This window comes from Shinella lacus, assembly GCF_010994755.1.
GTDB classification, from domain to species: domain Bacteria; phylum Pseudomonadota; class Alphaproteobacteria; order Rhizobiales; family Rhizobiaceae; genus Shinella; species Shinella lacus.
Map to the genome: position 1 here is coordinate 118,479 of NZ_WHSB02000007.1, position 20,501 is coordinate 138,979.

Sequence of the window (20,501 nt, forward strand, 5' to 3'; positions counted from 1 at the left end):
TTCCGCCAGGCGCTTAGAGCTTGTTGCTGCGCTGCTGGATCATCATGAAGGTGTCGTAATTATACTCGGCGATCTGCGCGTTGAGGTAATACTCGCCGCGGAACGCCTTGATCGATTCCCAGATCTTCTTGAAAGTCGGGTTCGAGGCTTCCATCTCGGCATAGACCTCGTTGGCGGCGTCGAAGCAGGCCGACAGGATTTCCTGGCTGAAAGGGCTTAGCTTCGCGCCGGCGGCGACAAGGCGCTTGATGGCCGCCGGGTTCAGGTAGTCGTATTTCTGCAGCATGTTGGCGTCGGTCGCCTGGCAGGCGGTGCGCAGCAGCGACTGGTAGGCCTTCGGCAGGCCGTCGAAGGCCGCCTTGTTGAAGAGGGCGTGAACCGTCGGGCCGCCTTCCCACCAGCCGGGATAGTAGTAGTAGGGTGCGACCTTGAAGAAGCCGAGCTTCTCGTCGTCATAGGGCCCGACCCATTCGGCCGCGTCGATCGTGCCTTTTTCCAGCGCCGGATAAATGTCGCCGCCGGCGATCTGCTGCGGCACGACGCCGAGCTTCTCGACAACCTTGCCGGCGAACCCGCCGATGCGCATCTTCAGGCCGGACATGTCGGCGACGGTCTTGATCTCCTTGCGGAACCAGCCACCCATCTGCACGCCGGTATTGCCGCCCGGGAAGCCGATCAGGCCCTGGGTCGCCAAGAACTCGTTGAACATGTCGATGCCGCCGCCATGGTACTGCCAGGCATTGTGACCGCGGGCATTGAGCGCGAAGGGAACGGCGGCGCCGAGCGCCCAGACCGGGTCCTTGCCCCAGTAATAGTAGGAAACCGTATGGGCGGCTTCGACCGTGCCGGCGGAAGCCGCGTCGGCGGCCTGCAGGCCGGGTACAATTTCACCGGCGGCGAAAACCTGGATCTGGAAATTGCCGTCGGTCGCTTCGGAAACGTATTTCGACAGCACTTCCGCGCCGCCATAGATCGTGTCGAGCGATTTCGGGAACGAGGAGGCAAGGCGCCAGTTGACCTTCGGGTTGCTCTGCGCAAGCGCCGGAGCGGCCAGTACGGTCGCAGCCGCACCGCCCACGCCGGCGACACCGGCCTTCTTGATGAATGAACGACGATCCATAGATTTCCTCCCAATTGCGAGCAGGGTTCCTCTTCCCCACCCTTGTGTCATCGCGCGGAAGCTAACCATGTCGGGTTTGGTGTTTCAAGCCGCAGGCGGAAAGAAGGGTGAATGGGACCCCTACGACTTTCGTCTTACGTGCAGCATTTTGCTATCTGCCTGTTTTTTGAGCGTTTCTTCCTTTTCCTGCATGGTTGACAGCCCTCTTTCCGATTGAAAGATTGGCAGCAACGCGGCAGGGCGAAGGGCAGGGCATGGATATCCAGATTCGCAAGGCCTATCGCGACGAACTGGTCGACATTCTGGATTGGGCGGCCGCGGAAGGCTGGAACCCGGGGCTTGGCGATGCCGGACCCTTCTGGGTGGCTGATCCGGAGGGCTATCTCGTCGCGGAGGCGGAAAAGCGCATGGTGGGGGCGATCTCGCTCGTCCGCTATGGCGCGCATTACGCCTTTCTCGGCTTCTATATCGTGCACAAGGACGTGCGCGGGCAGGGTGTGGGGCTGCGCCTGTGGGAAGCCGCGATGGCGATGGCGGAAGACCGTATAGTCGGCCTCGACGGCGTCGTCGCCCAGCAGGAGAACTATCGCAAGTCCGGCTTCGCCTATGCGCACGCCAATGTGCGTTATGGCGGCCGGATGCAATGCACTGTGCCGAACGACCCGCGGCTGACGCCGGTCTCGCCCGTCCATGTGCCGCTGATCGCCGACTATGATGAACGGTTCAACCCGGCCCGCCGGGAGACCTTCCTGCGCGAATGGCTGAAGGAACAGGAGACACGCCAGAGTTTCGCGCTGCTCCAGGGCACCAAGGTCTCCGGCTACGGCACGATTCGCGCCTGCCGCGAGGGTTTCAAGATCGGCCCGCTGTTCTCCGATACCGATGTCGGCGCCGACCTGCTGTTCCGTGCGCTCGTCGCCAATGTCGGCGGCGGCCGGATCTTCCTCGACATTCCCGCGCCGAACACCGAGGCGAAGGCGCTCTGCGTGCGCCACGGCCTGTCGCCGGTCTTCGAGACGGCGCGTATGTATCGCGGAACGATGCCGGACCTGCCGCTCAACCGCATCTTCGGCATCACGACATTCGAGCTTGGCTGATCTGTCTTAGCCGCCCGCCATGGCGAGCAGATCCGATCCGCCCACGCCCTTGTGGCGCAGCGTCACGACGGAATAGCCCTCGTCCTTCAGCTGCGCGAGCAATGCCGGCAGCACGGCGGCGGTGCGCTTGTGGATGTCGTGCAGCAGGATGATGCCGCGGCCGCGCTTGCGCAGGCCCTCCATGGTCCGGCTCGCGACGGATGCCGGCGAGACTTTGAAATAGTCCTTCGAATCCACGTCCATATCCATGATGATCGTGCCGCGTCGCGAGACCGCGCTACGCAGTGCCGACGTGTCCGACAGATAGGGGAAGCGGAAGAAATCCGGCTGGCGGGCGGTGGCACGCTGCACGGCCTTTTCGCCCTTGCGGATTTCCGCCATCGCCGCCTCGAAGGCGAGATAACGCAGGTTGGCATGGCGATAGGTATGGCTGCCGATCGTATGGCCGCGGGAAACGACCTTGCGGGCGATGGCCGGATAGGCATCCGCCATCTGGCCGACCATCAGGAAGGTCGCCTTGACGCGGTAGGCGTCGAGCGTGGCGAGGATCGCCTCCGTGCGACCCGGCACCGGACCGTCGTCGAAGGTCAAAACGACCTCCTTGTGCCGCAGCTTCAGGTCGGCGAGCGAGGCGACGGCGAGCGTGCGCCCGGCAAGCCCCGTGCGCCCGGCCCAGCGGGCGGGCGACATCGGCACGGGATCATCCGCGTCGAGCACCTTCGCCTGCTTCGCCTCGACGAAGGCGGTCTCGGTGGAGGCGCGCGGTTTGGTCGTGTTGCACCCGGCAAGGAGGGGCAGCAGCGCCAATGCGGCAAGAAGCAGGCGGCAACGCATGGGCGCACTCGGCAAGATGATGATCTTGCAAGCACTTTTGTCCGATCATGGTTAATGAAGCGTTGAGGCGGCGGGCGGAAAGGCCTTATCCCGCCATCGCCTCCTCATATTCGGCCGAAAGCTCCAGCCATTGCTCCTCGGCGTCATGCAGCTTGTCGACCGCCATGGCGCGCAGCTTCGCCTTTTCGGCCGCCTTGGCCGGGCTCTTCTCGTAGAGCACCGGATCCGCAAGCTCCGCATCAAGAAGCTGAATCTGCTTATGCAGCTTTGCCGTCAGGGATTCGATTTCATTGATCTTTTTCTTGAGCGGCGCGTACTGGGCGCGCCGGTCGGCATTCGCCTTGCGCTGGTCGGCCTTGTTCGCCTGCTCGCCGTTGCCGGCCGGTTTTTCCCTGTCGTCCCTCTTGCCGGACTGCACGATGAGGCTGCGATACTCCTCCATGTCGCCGTCGAAGGTTTTGACCGTGCCCTCGTTGACCAGCCACAGCCGGTCGACGGTCGCCTCGATCAGGTGGCGATCGTGCGAGATCAGGATGACGGCACCTTCATAGTCGTTCAGCGCCTCGATCAGCGCGCGGCGGCTGTCGATGTCGAGATGGTTGGTCGGCTCGTCGAGGATCAAGAGGTTCGGCGCATCGAAGGCGGCAAGGCCCATCAGCAAGCGCGCCTTCTCGCCGCCAGACAGGTCCTTGGCGGCCGTCGACATCTTTTCCGTCGCAAGCCCCATCTGCGCAACGCGGGCGCGCACCTTGGCCTCCGTTGCCTCCGGCATCAGCCGGCGCACATGCTCGACCGGCGATTGATCCGGAATGAGGTCATCGAGCTGGTGCTGCGCGAAAAAGCCGATCTTCAGGCCCGGCGCGCGCTTCACCGCGCCCGATTCCGCCTCCAGCCGACCGGAGATGAATTTCGCGAAAGTCGACTTGCCGTTGCCGTTCGAACCGAGCAGCGCGATGCGGTCGTCATTGTCGATGCGCAGGTTGATCTGCTTGAGGATCGGCTGTCCCGGCGTATAGCCGACCGCCCCGCCTTCGATCGCGATGATCGGGGAGGCGGGCTGGCGCTCGGGCTCCGGGAAGGTGATCGGCTGCACATGCGTCTCGATCACGGCGGCGACCGTTCCCATGCGCTCCAGCGCCTTGACGCGGCTCTGCGCCTGCTTGGCCTTGGTGGCCTTGGCCTTGAAGCGGTCGATGAAGCTTTGCAGGTGTTTGCGCGCGGCTTCGTTCTTCGCTTTCGCCTTCATCTGCAACTCGTCGTTCTCGGCCTTCTGCCGCTCGAACTGGTCGTAGGAGCCGCGATAGAAGGTGAGCTTCTGCTGGTCGAGATGCACGATGGCGTTGACGGCGGTGTTCAAGAGGTCGCGGTCGTGGCTGATGATGATGACGGTGTGCGGATAACGCCGCACATAATCCTCCAGCCACAATGTGCCTTCTAGGTCGAGATAGTTGGTCGGTTCGTCGAGCAGCAGCAGGTCCGGCTCGGAGAACAGCACGGCCGCCAGCGCCACGCGCATGCGCCAGCCGCCGGAGAAGCTCTTCGCCGCCTGCTGCTGCGCTTCGTGGTTGAAGCCGAGGCCGGCGAGGATGCTGGCCGCGCGCGATTGCGCCGAATGCGCGCCGATATCGGTGAGCCGCGTCTGGATTTCGGCGATGCGGTGCGGGTCGGTCGCCGTCTCCGCTTCCTTGAGCAGCGCGGCGCGCTCCTTGTCGGCGGCCAGCACGATCTCGATCAGCGGGTCGTCCGTGCCCGGCGCTTCCTGCGCCACCTGGCCGATGCGCGCGTTCTTCGGCAGCGAAATGCTGCCGGCTTCCGAGGCGAACTGGCCGGTGATGATGCGGAAAAGCGTGGACTTGCCGGTGCCGTTGCGGCCGACGAGACCCACCTTCACGCCGCTCGGCAGCGAGAGGGACGCGTTTTCGATGAGGAGACGCCCGGCAATGCGGGCGGTGAGGCCGGAAATCGTGATCATTCCGGGTCTATAGGGCGGGGCGACCAGTCAAGGCAAGGGGTGAGGCGCGCCTCTTCAGGCGGCCGACCCGGAACGATAGCCGCGGCTCGCCCGATCGGCGACTTCCGCGGAGTAAATGCGCAGCGCAATGCCGGTTTCGGCGGCATAGGCGAGCGCCTGGTCGGCCTGCTCATAGAGCATGGCGGGCGCGCTCGCCGAATCGCTGAGCGACACGCCGGCCGTCAGCGTCAGGAAGCCCGCCGGCAGCTCGCGGTCCATGAAGGGGAACGGCTTTTCCGCGACGCGAACGGCGATGCGGCGCGCGATGGTGACCGCGATCTCGCGGCTGACATCCGACAAAAGCAGGCAGAACAGGTCCGGCCCGGTGCGGGCGACGAAATCGTCCTTCTTGACCGAGCGGCGGAAGATGGCGGCAAGCCGCTTCAGCGTCTTTTCCGCCGCACCCGCCGGATGGCTCTCGGCGAACTCCTTGAGCTGCTCGACGCGGAACATCAGGAGCGCCGAGGTGCCCGCCGCTTCGCCCTGGAAGACGCCCTTCATCCGGCCGAGCAGGGCGGCATGGTTGCCGAGGCCTGTCACCGGATCGTGCGTCAGCGCCTCGCGGCTGACGGAGAGGCCGCTGCGCAGCCCGTCGAGATGGGCTTGCAGGTCGTCGATCTTCGTCGCCGCCGAGCGGTCCATGCCAAGGATGTCGCGCACCAGCGAGAGCAGGCGCACCGTGTCGCTGGAGAAATCCGAAATGCCGAGCACCGGATCGGCGCGCATGCGGTCGGCGATTTCCTGCAATTCGTGCAGCGCGACGGCGCGGTCGCGGCGGCTCGTTTCCGCGGTCTGGGAAATCTCCGCAAGCACGCGCACGGCTTCCCCCGCGGCCTGGCCGGCAGCCAGAACATTGTGGCTCGGCAGCGAATGGCGCAGCGCGATCGAATCGAGCGCCGCCTGTTCCGGCGACTTGCCGAGGGCCGCAATCTCGCGCGCCACGCTCGCATTGCCGTTCAACGCCTCGAACAGCAGCTCATAGTTCCGCGGCAGGCCGGAAATGCCGAGATTGGCCATCACATGCGCGATGCGCGCCATGATCGGCGGAACGGCCGGCTGCTGGTCTTTCGGGGCGGGGGAGGCTTTGCTGGTCATGAAACGCCGTCGGCTGGGCGCTGCGGAGATCGCCTGCGCCATGATGATGTCAGTCGGCGTAACTATCGGATTGCACGGTTAATTTTGCGTGTGCTGATAAAGAAATTCAACCGGACTTGACGAAACGCAAGCATCTCTCACGCCTCGTGCGGCCGCATCGCCTGATGCAGCCGCACGAAGGGTGTCGCGTGAATTCAGGCTGTCCGGCGGGCGAGCGGGATAACCCGCATCACCTGCCCGATGACGGTCGCGCGGGTCGGTTCCTTGGCGCGGGCCGGTCGGTTGTGCTGGAGGTCGCGCATGGCGGCGGCGTAGCCTTCCGCACGGGCGTCCTTCAGGGCCACCTCCAGGGTCTTCTCGATCACCGGATAGCATTCTTCCGGCAGGTAGGCATTGGGGGCGTCTGTACCATAGACCCGTGCCATCTTGCAAAGCGTACTACCGAGCAGGGCTGCCCACTCTTCGGTCGTTCTTGCCATTTTTTTTCCCTCTTCCAGGAGAGGTAAGTGCCCTCCTGGTACCCACCCCATGGCAGCGACTATCCCATCACCGAATGCCCGTGCCTGTCACCTGAGTGACAGGGCGGGGCTGCCCTCACAGTCGATGTAGAGCGCTTCCATACCGCATGACTGTATCACTACTATTGCAGGAACCGAAGATACCACTCTCCCTAAAATTTATAGGAATTTCGAGCCCTCGGTCCTCACAAAATAAATCAGGTCCAGCGTAATACTTGAACCGCCCAAAGCCGTCAGCATCCCGTGGCATTGGCCTCTGTGGTGAGTCTGGTGGTTGAAGACGTGGGTCAGTGCGGGGCCGAGCGGGTGGGTGACGATCGTCGGATTGGTCAGCGGGCTGTAGGTGAAATCGGCGGCGATCTTCTCTTCCGTCAACGAATCGATGAAGGCCGCCAGGCGCGCGTCCTCCACCTCCCTTGCCGCCCGCAGGCCGGCGAAATCCTCGTGCAGGATTGTGTCGAGACTGGTCGGCGCGTCGCCGCTGCCGGTGAAACGTTTCAGCCAGATGCGGTCGGCGGTGAGAAGGTGGTTCAGCGTGCGGTGCAGCGAGCCGAAGAAGGCGCCGAGCTCCCGGCGATAGGCGGCATCGTCGAGCTTGCCCACTTCGTCATAGAGTGCGCGGTTGGCCCAGGCATTATAGGCGGCATACATGCGGTAGTGGTCGAGCATCGGGGTCTCCGTGATGTGCCCGGACTATAGCGGAAGCCTGCATCGCCTGCATGAATGCGACCCATGAAATTATCTGATTTGCGTGACGGGCCGCCCTGCGCTCCAATGCGCCGACACCAAACGACGAGGCTTTGATGACCCGCTTGCTATACGCGCTTTCCGGCGCCGACAGGACCCGCCAGTTTTCGCCCCATGTCTGGAAGACGGTATTGTCGCTCGCCCACAAGGGTCTCGACCATGAGACGGTGCCGGTCGGCTTCACCGAGATCCCGGCGATCGAGGGCGGCAGTTCGCCGACCGTGCCGCTGCTGCGCGATGGCGACCGCCTGGTGCGCGACAGTTTCGACATCGCGCTCTATCTCGACGAGGCCTATCCCGACCGGCCGTCGCTGTTCGGCGGCGAGGGCGGCAAGGCGATGGCCCGTTTCATCGAGAACTGGTCGCAATCGACGCTGCACATGGCGGTCACCCGCATCGCCATCCTCGACATCCACAACCTGCTCGGGCCGGCCGACCGGGACTATTTCCGCCGCAGCCGGGAGGAGCGCCTCGGCGCCTCGCTGGAAGACATCGCCGAAGCCGGCAAGGCGGAGATCGAGGGCTTTGCCAAGAAGCTCCAGCCGCTGCGCAACATGCTGAAGATCCAGCCGTTCATCGGCGGCGAAGGCCCGCTTTTCCCGGACTATATCGTCTTCGGCGCGCTGCAATGGCTGCGCACCACGGCGGGCACGAAGGTGCTTGCCGAGGATGATCCGGTGGCGGACTGGTTTGCCCGCTGCCTCGATCTGCACGGCGGCGTCGGCCACCGCGTTGCGGCGGCCCAGGCCGCGGTGTGACGGCTGCATGAAACTTCGGCCCTGACATCGCCAATCGCCGCCACCCCCTTGTTTTGCCGGGCGTTGGCGGCTATGGAACCGCCACTTTCACCGGAAAACCAAGGGAAACGGGAAAATGGCGATTGAACGCACCTTTTCGATGATCAAGCCGGACGCGACCAAGCGCAACCTGACCGGCGCGATCACCAAGATGCTCGAAGACGCGGGTCTGCGCGTCGTGGCCTCCAAGCGCGTCTGGATGAGCAAGCGCGAAGCCGAAGGCTTTTACGCCGTTCACAAGGAACGCCCCTTCTTCGGCGAACTGGTTGAAGGCATGACCTCCGGCCCGACGATCGTCCAGGTTCTCGAAGGCGAGAACGCGATCCTCAAGAACCGCGAAGTCATGGGCGCCACCAACCCGGCAAACGCCGACGAAGGCACGATCCGCAAGACGCATGCCCTGTCGATCGGCGAAAACTCCGTTCATGGCTCCGACGCTCCGGAAACCGCTGCCCAGGAAATCAAGTACTGGTTCTCCGACACCGAAATCGTCGGCTGAATCGCATTGTCCGGCTCCGGCCGGACATGACTGATATGTTTGAAGAACCGGGGCCGAAAGGCTCCGGTTCTTTCATTTCATGGCATCGAACTTGAAGATCGGCTGGCCGGACAAAAGCACCGCTTCGGCCTGGTGATACATGGTGCTGGCGCAGCCGCGGTCGAGCCGCATGGCAAAGTCGGTCGCCATGGCTAGTTTCGCCTCCACCGGTTCTGCCGCGAGCACGACGTCGGCGAGGCGGGCATGATCGCCGGCGGCAAACAGCAGTTCCGCGACGATCGGCGCCTTCAGCGGGTCCTTGGCGAGCGGTGTCAGGGGGGCCGCCTTCAATGCCGCCGCCATCTCCGTCCAGAGCGGCCATTGCGCCTGGAACCTGGCGCTGAGCTCTTCCGGCATCTCCGGCACTGCGGTCGCTTCGCCCTTGAGGAAGGGCGTCAGGGCCTCGACCGCGATGAGGCGGTCGATGACATCGCGCACGGAGAGGCCGTCGGCGGTGCGCAGATAGCGCCCGGCATAGAACGAGATTTCCGTGAGCACCGTATCGACCTTTGCCGGGTCCGCTGCCGTGGCGCGCAGGCTGCGATAGGCAGTCAGCCAGGCGCGGTCCAGCAGGCCCTCCGGCCGGATATCCCCGCCGTCGATCTCCGCCAGAACGGCCTGCGCCGCTTTCTCCGTGTCGGCGATGTCGCCCGTATAGTTCAGGTAGGTCATCAGGAAGTCCCGCTCCGGCTCGCGCGCGGCGACGATGAAGACGGTGTGCACGGATTTCCGCATCGCCTCGGCCTTCGCATCTTGTGCCGGACGCGGCAGGGCCGGATTGCCGACAAACCCCGGCGCCCAGTTCCAGGCCTGCACCAGATCCGCGAGCCTGTCCGGTTTCGAGGCGGCGAAGGTGGCCCAGGCTTTCGGGTCGCGCTGCGAGGCGATGAGGCCGGCCTGTATCAGGAGGAGGCCATGCTTGCCTGCAGCCTCGGCAAGCGCTGCCTTTCGCTCGTCCGGCCAGTCGATGACAGCCGCCACGATGCGCTGGCCGATCGACGCCTGCTGGTCGGCCTTCAGGGCGGCGATCGCGGCGAGCAGCTTTTCCGTATCGCCCTGTTCCAGGACCGCCCGGAGGGTGGAGATGAGCACGCCGAATTGCGGCAGGCCTGCCGGATCGTCGGCAACCGCGGCGAAGCCCTCGCGCCGCGCATCGAGCGCACCGGCAAGGTCGATCGCCTCGCGCACCCCGGCGTCGCGCAGGCCGTGGGCAAGCGTGGTCGCCGCATCCATCGAAAGCCCGCCGTAGCGGATCTTGAGGTAGGCGGCCTCGGCGCCAAAACCGCGCGCCTTCAGCCGCGGCAGCGTTTCCCGCTCGGCGAGCACCGTATCGGAAAGGGCGAGGATGGCGGCCTTGGCCGGGCAGGCGGCTGGTTCCTGCGCGCGGGCCGTGGTGGACATCAGCATGAGGCCGGCGGCGGCCAGGACAGGCAGAACCTTCATGCGCATTGCCTCCCGCGACAAACCGTTTCAGGCGGAACGCATGAGCCTTGGCGAATATTCGCTCAGAACGGGCACGTCGCCATTTCGAAATGCTCCGGCGTCTTGCCGTCCTTGAAAACTTCCGGGTTCTTGTCATAGCCGGGACCGACGACCAGCGCCTTTGCCGGCAGGGCGCTCTGGTCGAGCGTGGAGGTGACCTCGGCCTCAAGGGTTTGCAGCGTCGTGCCGTCCGGCCCCACGACCGAAATCGCCACCTTGTAGGGTTTGCCCTTCTTCACGCAGGAAAGGTCGGGGCTTTCCAGCGCGACACGCTTGAGATTGGCAAAGAGCTTGCGCTCCAGCGTCAGCGGCGCGCCGCCCGCCGGGTTCTCGAACTCGGCCTTCACCACCGATCCCTCCGGCACCGGCGCGATGCGGTCGAGCGTGATCATGTAGGTCGCGTAAGCCAGCCGGTAGTTGAAGACGAACATTTTTCCGGTCAGCTTCAGCGGGTCCGCCCCCGTCTCGCGCTGGCAGGCGGCGAGCATCAGGGGTAGCAGGGCGATCAGCAGAAACCTCTTCATGGCCGTGGCTCCTCGCGGTTGCGGCGATAATGGCGGCTGGCCTTCGCCCGGTTGCCGCAGACGGCCATGTCGCACCAGGCGCGCGACCGGTTGCGGCTGCGATCGAGGAAGAGCCAATGGCAGTTCGGGCAGATTTTCAGCCGCTCGGGCTCCGGCTGCGTCAGCAGCATCAGGGCGGAGCGGGCGGTGGCCGTATCGAGTGCGTGGGGCCGGGTGCCGGAGCGGCGCAGCGTTGCCGAAATGGCGTCGAGCAGGTCGGCCATCAGCGCCGGCTTTCCCGCACCCAGCACTTCGGCGCGAAAATGGCGGTCGATCGCCTCGCGCAGCGCCACCAGCCCGTCGCGGGCGTCTGCACCGACCGGCTCCAGCGCGCCAAACAGCGCGCGCTCCGCGCCATGCCGGTTCGCACCGTCGGGAAAGGCGTCCATCACGGCCGGATCTGCGAAACGGTCGATCCGCCGCCCGGGATCGGCGCGCAGCACGACGGAGTTCGCGACATCGAGGGCGAGCGCGCCGCCGGAAAACCGATGCGGGGTCCAGGAAAAGGTCATGGCGATATTCTAACTGGTAAAAGCAATTTTGCCAGTTATAATTTATCGAACCCGTCCGGAACCGCCATGGCCTATTTCCTCCAGCAGATCGCCAATGCAATGCCCGTCGCCGCGCTCTATGCGGCGCTTGCCTTCGGCTATTCGATCGCCTTTGCCGTGACGCGCCGGGCGGATATCGGCTACGGCGCGCTCTTCGCCTTCGCGGCGCAGATGTTCATCCTGTTTGCGGGTTTCGGCTGGGATCGGCTGTGGCTGGTGCTGCCGGCGGCGCTGGGTTTCGGCGCGGTCGTGGCGCTCCTCTACAGCATCGGCGCCGGCCTGGTCATCGGGCGCTTCGTGATGCGCCCGCTTGCCTTCTCCTCGGACAATACGGTCGTGGTCGCCGCCGTCGGCACCGTGCTGGTGCTGATGGAAACGGCGCGGCTTGCTTCCGATACGCGCAGCCTCTGGCTGCCGCCCTTCCTCAACACGCCGATCGTGTTCTGGGGCGACCCGGCCTTTCCGGTGGCGTTGACAATGCTGCAACTGGCAAATACGGCCGCGATGGTCGCCATCGTCCTTATCGGCCACGTCTTCCTCGCCCGCTCCGCCTGGGGCCGGCGCTGGCGGGCCGTCTCGGAAGACCGGCAGGCGGCGGAACTGTGCGGCGTGGATTCTGCCGGCGTCTACCTCGCTGCCTATGCCATCGCCGCGCTGATCGCCAGCCTCACCGGCATCCTCGCGGTCTCCTACTACGGCAACATGGATTTCGGCGCCGGCCTGGTCTTCGGCGTGAAGGTGCTGTTCATCGCCGCGATCGGCGGGGCAGGGGCGCCCCTGCTTTCGGCGCTCGGCGGCGCGGCCATGGGTTTTGCCGAGACGCTCTGGAGCGCCTATGGCGATTTCCTCTGGCGCGACCTGGTGATCTTTTCCGCGCTGGTGCTGCTGCTGGTGATTTTCCGCCGCGAACGGCCGGTGCCATAGAGTTTGTCAGGGAAAAGTGGGAACCGGTTTTCCCGAAAAGACAAACGAAAACAAAAGAGCCAATTACGCCCACTTCTCCCGCGCCCGGTCGTCGCTCTCCTTGGCATCGACCCAGCCGCCGGTGCGGCCGTCGGCGAAATGTTCCTTCTTCCAGAAGGGGGCGGAGGTCTTTAGGTAATCCATCACGAAGGACGCGCCGTCGAAGGCGGCGTGGCGATGAGGGGCGGTGGCGATGACCAGCACGATGTTTTCGCCCGGCGCGATCTTGCCCACCCGGTGGATGGCGGCGATGCCGAGAAGGGAAAAGCGCGCCACGGCCTCGCGGCAGATGCGCGTGATCTCCGCTTCCGCCATGCCAGGGTAATGTTCGAGTTCCAGTGCGGCGAGCATCCCGCCCTCATCGCGGCAGAGGCCGGTGAAGGTGACGATGGCGCCGGCATCCCCATCACCGGTGAGGCGCGCGGTCTCTGCCGCCGCGTCAAAATCGTCCGTCTGGACGCGCACGATGACCGGAGCGTCGCCGGCCACCGTTCAGCCCCCCGTCATCGGCGGGAAGAGGGCGATCTCGCGGGCACCGGCGATCGGATCGTCGTGCTCGACATGTTCCTGGTTGATCGCGATGCGGATGACGTTCTCGTGCTCCAGCGCATGGGCATAGTCGTCGCCGAGCGTCTTGAGGTGCCGGAGAAGGTCGCCGCCCGTCTTGACGGAGGCGGGCAGGTCGATCTCTTCCTCGCCCTTGCCGATCCGTTCGCGCACCCATGCGAAATAGACGAGCTTCGTCATCTCATTCGTCCACGATGTGCTTCAGGCCGACGCGGAAATAGTCGTAGCCCGTATACATGGTGATGAGCGCCGCGATCCACAGCAGGCTGATGCCGATCTCGGTCGTGTAGGGCAGCACCTTGTCGCCGGCGGGACCGGCCAGCAGGAAGGCGATGGCCAGCATCTGGATGGCCGTCTTCCACTTGGCGATGCGCGTCACCGGCACGCTGACCTTGAGGTCCGCGAGATACTCGCGCAGGCCCGAGACGAGGATCTCGCGGCACAGGATGATGATCGCGGCCCAGATCGTCCATCCGGCGATGGTGCCGTCGGCGGCCATCAGCAGCAGCACGGAGGCAACCAGCAGCTTGTCGGCGATCGGGTCCAGCATGCGGCCGATATTCGACGTCTGGTTCCAGATGCGGGCGAGATAGCCGTCGAGATAGTCGGTGATGGAGGCGACGACGAACAGGCCGAAGGCCGCCCAGCGCGCGAAATCCGACGATTCCAGCCGTCCTTCGATGAAGAAGCACAGCACGATCAGCGGTACGGCCACGATGCGGGCGTAGGTGAGGAGATTCGGGATATTGTATGCGCGGGAAGCCATGGATTCTTCAGTCTCGACTATTTCCGGCTAGATGAGGTCTTTGTGACAGTGCCGTCAACCTTTGTTTCCGGCAATTCTTGGCGAATTTACGGAGCCGGGCCGAATGACGCAGATGTTTGCGAAAAACCGCGCCTTGCGGGTGGTCACGTCGGCGGTTTGCCGTCCGTGGTGAAGCGCGCGGAAAAGGCCTGTCCGTCGGATAGCGTGCCCTCGCAGGAAACCGTCATGGCGCCCTTCATCGGATTGCCGAAGCCGCAGGTGCCCTTTGCCGGGAAGACATCGGGCGTGTCCGGTGTGTCCTTGCGGCTGACGATCACCTTGTCGAGGTCGATCACGTCGCTGTCCGGTGTCGGATTGGCGCCGTCCATGCCGCTGAAGGTGATGATGCGGCTATCCTCCAGCACGAAGTAGAAGCCGACGCGGCCGTTCGGATAGGAGACGTTGAGCAGCTTTTCCGAGCAACTGTCGCTGAACTGCTGTTTTCCCACGACGAGCGCCTCGCAGGTGCCGGTCACGCCCAGCATCTGCGCATCGCCCACCTGGGTCTGCGCAATGGCACCCGTTGCCAGCAGGCAGAGGCCGGCGATGACGGGCAGGCTATGCTTGAAGACGATCATGACGCCTCGCTGTCGATGGAGGAATGCCGTGCCGGCAACCTAACACTCGCCAGCCGGCTCGCAACCGCTATCCCGCCGCATCGTCGTGGAAATGGTTGTAGACGATGCGCGCGACCGATTCCGAAATGCCGGCGACCGCCATCAGGTCCGACATGCCCGCGCGCGATACCGCCTTCGCCGTGCCGAAATGCTGGAGCAAGGCGCGTTTCCGCGTCGGGCCGATGCCGCCGATCTCGTCGAGCGGGTTTTTCACCATCTCCTTCTTGCGCCGCGCCCGGTGCGAGCCGATGGCAAAACGATGGGCCTCGTCGCGCAGGCGCTGCACGAAATAGAGCACGGGATCACGCGGCGGCAGGGAAAAGTCCGCAATGCCGCGCATGAAAAAACGTTCGCGCCCGGCCTCGCGGTCGGCACCCTTGGCGACGCCGATGGCGATGACCTGGTCGGTGATGCCGAGCTCTTCCAGGATGGCGCGCACCGCCGTCATCTGGCCCTGGCCGCCGTCGATGAGGATGACGTCCGGCCAGGCGGGGAAGGGCAGGTCGGCGGCTTCCGCGCCGGTCTCGGCCGCGCGGTCCGGCAGGCCCTCTTCCTTGATGAGGCGCGAGAAGCGCCGGGTCATCACTTCCTTCATCATGCCGAAGTCGTCGCCGGGCGTGATGTCTGTCGATTTGATGTTGAACTTGCGGTACTGCCCCTTCACGAAGCCTTCCGGCCCCGCCACCACCATGCCGCCGACGGCATTGGTGCCCATGATGTGCGAGTTGTCGTAGATCTCGATGCGGCGCGGCACGGTGGGCAGCTTGAAGGTCGCGGCGAAACCGTCGAGCAGGCGCGATTGCGACGCCGTTTCCGCCAGCTTTCGTCCATGCGCCTCGCGGGCATTGGCCACCACATGGTCGACGAGGTCCTTCTTCTCGCCGCGCTGCGGCACGGAGATCGTTACCTTGTAGTTGGACCGCTCGGACAGCGCCTGCGCCAGAAGGTCGATTTCCTCGACCGTTTCGGAGAGCAGGATCTGCCGGGGACAGGGCTTGTCGTCGTAGAACTGGGCGAGGAAGGCGTTCAGCACCTCGCTGCCGGAAAGTTGCGGGTCTGCCTTCGGGAAATAGGCGCGGTTGCCCCAGTTCTGCCCGGTGCGGAAGAAGAACACCTGGATGCAGGACACGCCGCCCTCGTGGTGGATCGCAAAAATGTCCGCCTCTTCCACGCCCGCCGGATTGATGCCCTGGTGGCTCTGCACATGGGAGAGTGCGGCCAGCCGGTCGCGATAGACGGCGGCGCGCTCGAAATCGAGGTCCTCGGCGGCGGCGTTCATGGCTTCGGCCATATGCGCCTTCACCTTCTGGCTTTTGCCGGAAAGAAAGTCCTTCGCCTCCTGCACGAGTTCGCCATAGTCCGCATCGCGGATCTCGTTCGTGCAGGGGCCGGAACAGCGCTTGATCTGGTAGAGCAGGCAGGGCCGCGTGCGGCTTTCGAACACGCTGTCGGTGCAGGTGCGCAGCAGGAAGGCGCGTTGCAGCGAGTTGATCGTGCGGCCGACCGCGCCAGCCGAAGCGAAGGGGCCGAAATAGTCGCCCTTGCGGCTGCGCGCGCCGCGATGCTTGAAGATCGCCGGCGCCCGCGTGTCGCCTGTCAGCAGGATATAGGGGAAGGACTTGTCGTCGCGCAAAAGCACGTTGAAGCGCGGGCGCAGGCGCTTGATGAGGTTGGCTTCCAAGAGCAGCGCCTCGGTCTCCGTGCGCGTCGTCACGAATTCCATGTTCGCCGTCTGGCGAATCATCTGCGTGATGCGGTTGGAATGGCCGCGGCCCTGCGCATAGTTCGTCACGCGCTTCTTCAGGCTGCGCGCCTTGCCGACATAGAGCACGTCGCCATCCGCATTGAACATGCGGTAGACGCCGGGGCTGTTGGGCAGGCGCTTGACGAAGAACTCGATCAGCGCGGCGCCGACGACGCCTTCCGGCACGTCGCCGCCTTCGTTCCAGTCCATGCCGGGTGTCGCGACGGCAGGCGTAATGGCGCCTTCGAGCGGGCTTTCCTGAAGCTCGTCGTCCTCTTCCGTCTCGTTCTCGTCATAGAGGATGCCGCCATCCTCCACCTTCCGGCCATTCATTCCGCTATTCCCCCGACATCGGGTGTTTCCCAGGCGAGATGCTGCCCGCCATCGAGCGCTATCATTTGCCCCGTTATGGATGGCGTGTCGAACAAAAAGCGAACTGTCCGGCCGAATTCCCCAAGCGATGGGCCGCGGCGCAGGATCAATCCCTCGACCTGCGCCTGGAAGGCGGCGTCGTCCTGCCGCTCGTTCGGCAGCGACGGGCCGGGACCGATCGCATTGACGCGCACGCGCGGCGCAAAGCTCTGCGCCATGGTGCGCGTCGCCATCCACAGGGCCGATTTCGAGAGCGTGTAGGAATAATAGCGCGGCGTCGGGTTCCAGACGCGCTGGTCGATGATGTTGACGATCGAGCCCGCGACGCCTTCGGGAAGCTGGCGTACGAAGTCGCGCGCCAGGATCGACGGCGCCTTCACATGCACGGCGAAATGCCGGTCCCACAGCGCATCGTCGAAGGCCTCGACCGTATCGGGCTTGAACAGCGAGGCGTTGTTGACGAGCAGATCGAGCGGGCCGACCGCAGCACGCGCGGCCGCAATGAGTCTGGCCGTCGCCGCTCCGTCCGAGAGGTCGCATTGCACGACGGCTGCCGTCACGCCACGCGCGGTGAGGGCGCCGGCGATCGCGTCCGCCTCGTCGCGGGATTCGTTTGCGTGGATGGCGACGGCAAAGCCGTTCGCCGCGAGATCCTCCACGATGGCCTTGCCGATGCGCTTCGCGCCGCCCGTCACGAGGGCCGTCCTGAGGGGGTTCTTCAAGAAAATCCGTCCTGCCGATTCATTTGTTTAACCGGCCCAAGATATAGACATCCCAGCGCAGGCTTAAACTCCCCCCGACAATTGGTTGCAGAAAAATTAACTGCAAAAGCCACTTCAAAGTAATTTGAAGTATATTTTACCGGTTTTCACACTTCCTGAATTCATGGTTAATAAACTCCCTGTTGTTCAAAAGTCACATCCCATTTGTGCCGTGTCTCTGCCACAATCATTTCACATTTTGGCTCTTTCAATTCCTCAATCTTTATTCAATTTCCCCTCAACCGGGCGGGACTGAATTAGAAATGACGACGCCCGACAGCCTCCCAACAGAGGGCGTCGTTCAGTAAAGGAGAATATCATGCGTACACTCATCGCCACCCTCATCGCTTCGACCGTCTCGATGGTTGCTTTCCAGGCCGCTCACGCAGCCGACGCCATCGACGAAGTACCCCAGGCTCCGGCCGCTGAATATTCCGAGCCGGTCTCGGGCGGCAACTGGGCCGGCGCCTATGCCGGTGGTACGGCAAGCTGGCAGCGCGGTGACTTCAACCGTCAGGGCGATGCCAAGGCAAACGGCCTCGGCGGCGGCGTCTACGGCGGCTACAACATGCAGTCCGGCCAGATCGTCTACGGCGGTGAAGCCGACCTGAACTACTCGGGCGTCGACGCCGAGCGCAACGGCCTGAAGGCCAAGCAGGGGGTCAACGGCTCCATCCGCGGCCGCGTCGGTATCGACCTGAACCCGGTCCTGCTCTACGGCACCGCCGGTGTTGCAGGCACCAACGTCGAGCTGAAGAACGGCGCCGGCAAGGACGACCGCAACATGGTCGGCTGGACCGCCGGTGCGGGTGCCGAAGCCTTCGTGACCAACAACGTCACGGCGCGCGTCGAATACCGCTACAGCGACTACCAGAAGAAGGGCTTCAACCTCGGCGGCGACAAGGTCAAGTCGGGCTTCGAAGACCACAGCGTCCGCGTCGGTCTCGGCGTGAAGTTCTAAGCCTCACGGCTCTGGAATACGGAAAGGCCGGGCGAAAGCCCGGCCTTTTTGTTTGTGCTCAATCCTTGAACTGCGCGAAGTCCGGGAAGACGGCTTCGAAGCGCGACAGGAAGCGCTTCAGCTTCGGGCGGCCGCGCTGCCACTTTCCTTCGAAACGCAACTCGATGTAGCGCAGCATCGCGGCGAGCGCGAAATGGCCGCCATTCGGCTTCTTGCCGAGGCGCGGCATGTTGGCTTCCAGATTGTCGAGCGCGCGCTCGGCCTTCTCCCACTGCCGGTCGATCCACGGCTGGTGGATCTTCTCCTCCGGCCGGAACCGGCGCTCGTAGACGATGGCGAGCAGGCAGTCGCAGATGCCGTCGGCGGTCGCTTCCAGCACGTCCACTTCGGTGCGCTTGGCCGCATTGCGCGGGTAGAGCGAGCCGCGCGTCTGGCGGTCGATATAGTTCATGATCGCGCGGCTGTCGAAGACGGCAAGGCCATCGTCGGTCACCAGCGCCGGGATCTTGCCGAGCGGGTTGGCGGCGAGCAGTTCGGCCGGGTCGGCATTGGTGTCGGTAGCGATCGCTTCGACCGGAAGCCCGGCGAAATGCGCGGCCATGCGCACCTTGGTGGAATAGGGCGAGGTGGTGGAATAGAAGATTTTCATCAGCGGGTCCTGTTTTAGCGGATGGGCGGTTGTTCGATGGATTTGGCGCGGCAGGCCGCGCGGTCGACTTCGGGGCAGGGGCGGAAGGAGAGGTCCGGCGTCATGCAGATGCGCACTTCTTCCAGCCGTCCGTCCTCGCAGGTAATCGCGATGCCCTTGCGGTCGAGCCCGGGATTGGCGGCGGTGAAGGCCTGCTCCATGGCATCGGGCGAAAGGCGCGCGCCGCCGCGTTGCGGCTCTGCCTCCGCTGGAATGCGGACGCGCTCGAACGCCGCGCGGGTGACGGCGAAATAGTCCTTCTGGCTGAGGCCCGAGCAGGAGCCGTGCTTGCGCCATTGGTGGCCGACAAGGCCCATCGAGGGGATGATGTCCAGAACGGTGCGGCCGAGATTGTCCGGCACCCGGTCCAGCTCGCGGGTCCGGCAGAATTCCGGATAGCCGCGGTCGTTCTGCGGCCAGAGCCCGTGCACTATGAAGCCGTTGTTCTCGCCGCGCCGGCACTGCTGGGTCTTGCCGGCGGCATCGTTGCCCGCGCACCAGGTCGGCGACCATGAGAGCGAGAGCACGTAAAAATCGAACCCTTTGCCGAGCGGGATTTTTTGCGCCGGCGTCTTGCGGCTCACTTCCGTCTTCGGCTTCTCGGCAGGCTTCTCCTCGCTGCAAGCGGTAAGCGTCGCCAGGCCGGCAAGGAGCAGGCTTACGGATCGCACAACGGTGGAGAAGTGCGGCCGACTCATCGATCGGTGGCCGCGAGGAAAGGCGTCATGAAAGTCTCCCGGTTCGGCGCGCGATTGTTGCCGCCGAACGGCAAAGGTCAAGAGGCCTTCGTTTCGCCCGCAAGCCAGAAGGCGCGCGCCGAGGCGAAGCGGTCCTGCGCCAGCCGTTCCTTCAGGAAGGGCAGCAGCACGTCGAGTTCCGGCTTCAGCGTGAAGGGCGGATTGACGACGACGAGGCCGGAGCCCGTCAGCCCCGTCGTCTCGCGGTCGCTGCGCACGCTCAGTTCCGCACAGAGCATCTTGGGAATGCCGGTCTCCTTCAGCGCCTTGTGGAAGGCGGCGATGGGCGCGTTCTTCTTCAGCGGATACCACAGGCAATAGACCCCGCCGGGAAAGCGCCGCACGGCCTTTTGCAGCCCGTCGACCAGCCGCTCGTATTCGCCCTCGATCTCGAAGGGCGGGTCGACCAGAACAATGCCGCGCTTTTCCTTCGGCGGCAGGTGCGCGCCAAGCGACAGCCAGCCGTCGAGACGGGTGACGCGGCTCTGGAAATCGCCGTCGAACAGCCGGTGCAGCGTCTCGTAGTCGTCCGGATGCAGTTCCATGGCGGAGAGCCGGTCCTGCGGGCGGAAGAGCTGGCGCACCAGTTTTGGCGAACCCGGATAATAGGTTAGCCCGCCATGCGGATTCAATTCGTGAACGACCTTCAGGTAGGGCGCGAGGATATCCGCCACCGCCGCCGGCATGTCGCCGTCGATGAGCCGGCCGATGCCGTCGAGCCATTCGCCGGTCTTCTGCGCTTCCTCGCTAGAGAGGTCGTAGAGCCCGAGGCCGGCATGGGTATCGAGCACGCGAAACGCCTTGTCCTTGCCCTGCATGTAGAGCACGAGGCGGGCGAGCACGGCATGTTTCAGCACGTCCGCGAAATTGCCGGCGTGGTAGATGTGGCGGTAGTTCATTGTGCGACACCCACGATCATCCGCGCTGATGCGA

23 protein-coding genes are annotated in these 20,501 nt (G+C 64.5%); 5 read left to right on the top strand and 18 right to left on the bottom strand.

The features are described 5' to 3' along the window. Positions 1-13: 13 nt before the first annotated feature. Positions 14-1,120 carry a TRAP transporter substrate-binding protein gene (locus GB927_RS19425; RefSeq protein ID WP_256118861.1) on the bottom strand — a complete coding sequence of 369 codons (1,107 nt, stop codon included), beginning with the start codon at positions 1,118-1,120 and terminating at the stop codon, positions 14-16. A 254-nt stretch (positions 1,121-1,374) separates the two neighbouring features. Between GB927_RS19425 and GB927_RS19430 the strand changes: the two genes are divergently transcribed. After that, a complete protein-coding gene (locus GB927_RS19430; protein ID WP_256118862.1) occupies positions 1,375-2,217 on the top strand; it encodes a GNAT family N-acetyltransferase in 843 nt (280 codons plus the stop codon). 6 nt (positions 2,218-2,223) lie between these two features. Here GB927_RS19430 and GB927_RS19435 read toward each other — a convergent pair whose 3' ends face one another. The 5 genes from GB927_RS19435 to GB927_RS19455 all read right to left on the bottom strand — a co-directional run bounded on the left by GB927_RS19435 (position 2,224) and on the right by GB927_RS19455 (position 7,344). Next, complete coding sequence (locus GB927_RS19435; protein ID WP_256118863.1) at positions 2,224-3,051, bottom strand: polysaccharide deacetylase family protein; 828 nt, start codon at positions 3,049-3,051, stop codon at positions 2,224-2,226. Between the two features lie 85 nt (positions 3,052-3,136). Beyond that, positions 3,137-5,023 carry an ABC-F family ATP-binding cassette domain-containing protein gene (locus tag GB927_RS19440; RefSeq protein WP_256118864.1) on the bottom strand — a complete coding sequence of 629 codons (1,887 nt, stop codon included), beginning with the start codon at positions 5,021-5,023 and terminating at the stop codon, positions 3,137-3,139. 54 nt (positions 5,024-5,077) lie between these two features. Beyond that, positions 5,078-6,157, bottom strand: a complete 1,080-nt coding sequence (locus GB927_RS19445) for a GGDEF domain-containing protein (RefSeq protein WP_256118865.1) — start codon at positions 6,155-6,157, stop codon at positions 5,078-5,080. Positions 6,158-6,351: 194 nt separating this feature from the next. Further along, on the bottom strand, positions 6,352-6,636 hold the full coding sequence (locus GB927_RS19450; RefSeq protein WP_256118866.1) for a hypothetical protein: 285 nt from the start codon (positions 6,634-6,636) through the stop codon (positions 6,352-6,354). A 198-nt stretch (positions 6,637-6,834) separates the two neighbouring features. Further along, positions 6,835-7,344: a DinB family protein gene (locus GB927_RS19455; protein WP_256118867.1), complete on the bottom strand. Its 510-nt coding sequence runs from the start codon at positions 7,342-7,344 to the stop codon at positions 6,835-6,837. Between the two features lie 134 nt (positions 7,345-7,478). Between GB927_RS19455 and GB927_RS19460 the strand changes: the two genes are divergently transcribed. Continuing rightward, the gene (locus GB927_RS19460) at positions 7,479-8,180 is read left to right on the top strand and encodes a glutathione S-transferase family protein (RefSeq protein WP_256118868.1); all 702 of its coding nucleotides are present in this window, start codon (positions 7,479-7,481) and stop codon (positions 8,178-8,180) included. A 115-nt stretch (positions 8,181-8,295) separates the two neighbouring features. Next, the gene (ndk, locus tag GB927_RS19465) at positions 8,296-8,718 is read left to right on the top strand and encodes a nucleoside-diphosphate kinase (RefSeq protein ID WP_050742909.1); all 423 of its coding nucleotides are present in this window, start codon (positions 8,296-8,298) and stop codon (positions 8,716-8,718) included. Between the two features lie 72 nt (positions 8,719-8,790). Here the strand turns inward: ndk and GB927_RS19470 are convergent, their stop codons facing one another. From GB927_RS19470 to GB927_RS19480, 3 genes are all read right to left on the bottom strand, one after another. Further along, the gene (locus tag GB927_RS19470; RefSeq protein ID WP_256118869.1) at positions 8,791-10,200 is read right to left on the bottom strand and encodes a hypothetical protein; all 1,410 of its coding nucleotides are present in this window, start codon (positions 10,198-10,200) and stop codon (positions 8,791-8,793) included. A 62-nt stretch (positions 10,201-10,262) separates the two neighbouring features. After that, positions 10,263-10,763, bottom strand: a complete 501-nt coding sequence (locus GB927_RS19475; protein ID WP_256118870.1) for a hypothetical protein — start codon at positions 10,761-10,763, stop codon at positions 10,263-10,265. After that, on the bottom strand, positions 10,760-11,314 hold the full coding sequence (locus GB927_RS19480) for a CGNR zinc finger domain-containing protein (RefSeq protein WP_256118871.1): 555 nt from the start codon (positions 11,312-11,314) through the stop codon (positions 10,760-10,762). The genes GB927_RS19475 and GB927_RS19480 overlap by 4 nt, the downstream gene beginning before the upstream one ends. A 66-nt stretch (positions 11,315-11,380) precedes the next feature. Here GB927_RS19480 and GB927_RS19485 point away from each other — a divergent pair, with 66 nt between their 5' ends. After that, positions 11,381-12,277 (top strand): branched-chain amino acid ABC transporter permease, encoded by an 897-nt coding sequence (locus GB927_RS19485; protein WP_256118873.1) that lies wholly within the window; start codon positions 11,381-11,383, stop codon positions 12,275-12,277. Positions 12,278-12,340: 63 nt separating this feature from the next. Here the strand turns inward: GB927_RS19485 and GB927_RS19490 are convergent, their stop codons facing one another. From GB927_RS19490 to GB927_RS19515, 6 genes are all read right to left on the bottom strand, one after another. After that, positions 12,341-12,805: a molybdenum cofactor biosynthesis protein MoaE gene (locus GB927_RS19490; RefSeq protein WP_256118874.1), complete on the bottom strand. Its 465-nt coding sequence runs from the start codon at positions 12,803-12,805 to the stop codon at positions 12,341-12,343. Positions 12,806-12,808: 3 nt separating this feature from the next. Further along, positions 12,809-13,063, bottom strand: a complete 255-nt coding sequence (gene moaD, locus GB927_RS19495; protein ID WP_256118875.1) for a molybdopterin converting factor subunit 1 — start codon at positions 13,061-13,063, stop codon at positions 12,809-12,811. 1 nt (position 13,064) lies between these two features. After that, on the bottom strand, positions 13,065-13,649 hold the full coding sequence (gene pgsA, locus GB927_RS19500; RefSeq protein WP_256118876.1) for a CDP-diacylglycerol--glycerol-3-phosphate 3-phosphatidyltransferase: 585 nt from the start codon (positions 13,647-13,649) through the stop codon (positions 13,065-13,067). Between the two features lie 143 nt (positions 13,650-13,792). Further along, the gene (locus GB927_RS19505) at positions 13,793-14,266 is read right to left on the bottom strand and encodes a hypothetical protein (protein ID WP_256118877.1); all 474 of its coding nucleotides are present in this window, start codon (positions 14,264-14,266) and stop codon (positions 13,793-13,795) included. A 67-nt stretch (positions 14,267-14,333) separates the two neighbouring features. Further along, the gene (gene uvrC, locus GB927_RS19510) at positions 14,334-16,382 is read right to left on the bottom strand and encodes an excinuclease ABC subunit UvrC (protein ID WP_256118878.1); all 2,049 of its coding nucleotides are present in this window, start codon (positions 16,380-16,382) and stop codon (positions 14,334-14,336) included. Beyond that, complete coding sequence (locus GB927_RS19515) at positions 16,379-17,143, bottom strand: SDR family oxidoreductase (protein ID WP_256118879.1); 765 nt, start codon at positions 17,141-17,143, stop codon at positions 16,379-16,381. Before GB927_RS19515 ends, uvrC begins: the two co-directional genes overlap by 4 nt. A 358-nt stretch (positions 17,144-17,501) precedes the next feature. Between GB927_RS19515 and GB927_RS19520 the strand changes: the two genes are divergently transcribed. Next, positions 17,502-18,143 (top strand): outer membrane protein, encoded by a 642-nt coding sequence (locus GB927_RS19520; RefSeq protein WP_256118880.1) that lies wholly within the window; start codon positions 17,502-17,504, stop codon positions 18,141-18,143. A 58-nt stretch (positions 18,144-18,201) separates the two neighbouring features. Here GB927_RS19520 and GB927_RS19525 read toward each other — a convergent pair whose 3' ends face one another. The 3 genes from GB927_RS19525 to GB927_RS19535 form a co-directional block, all read right to left on the bottom strand. Beyond that, positions 18,202-18,792 (bottom strand): glutathione S-transferase family protein, encoded by a 591-nt coding sequence (locus tag GB927_RS19525; RefSeq protein ID WP_256118881.1) that lies wholly within the window; start codon positions 18,790-18,792, stop codon positions 18,202-18,204. Between the two features lie 14 nt (positions 18,793-18,806). Beyond that, positions 18,807-19,529, bottom strand: coding sequence for a ribonuclease T2 family protein (locus GB927_RS19530; RefSeq protein WP_256118882.1), 723 nt, complete (start codon positions 19,527-19,529; stop codon positions 18,807-18,809). A 77-nt stretch (positions 19,530-19,606) separates the two neighbouring features. Then, positions 19,607-20,467, bottom strand: a complete 861-nt coding sequence (locus tag GB927_RS19535) for a 23S rRNA (adenine(2030)-N(6))-methyltransferase RlmJ (RefSeq protein ID WP_256118883.1) — start codon at positions 20,465-20,467, stop codon at positions 19,607-19,609. Positions 20,468-20,501: the final 34 nt, after the last annotated feature.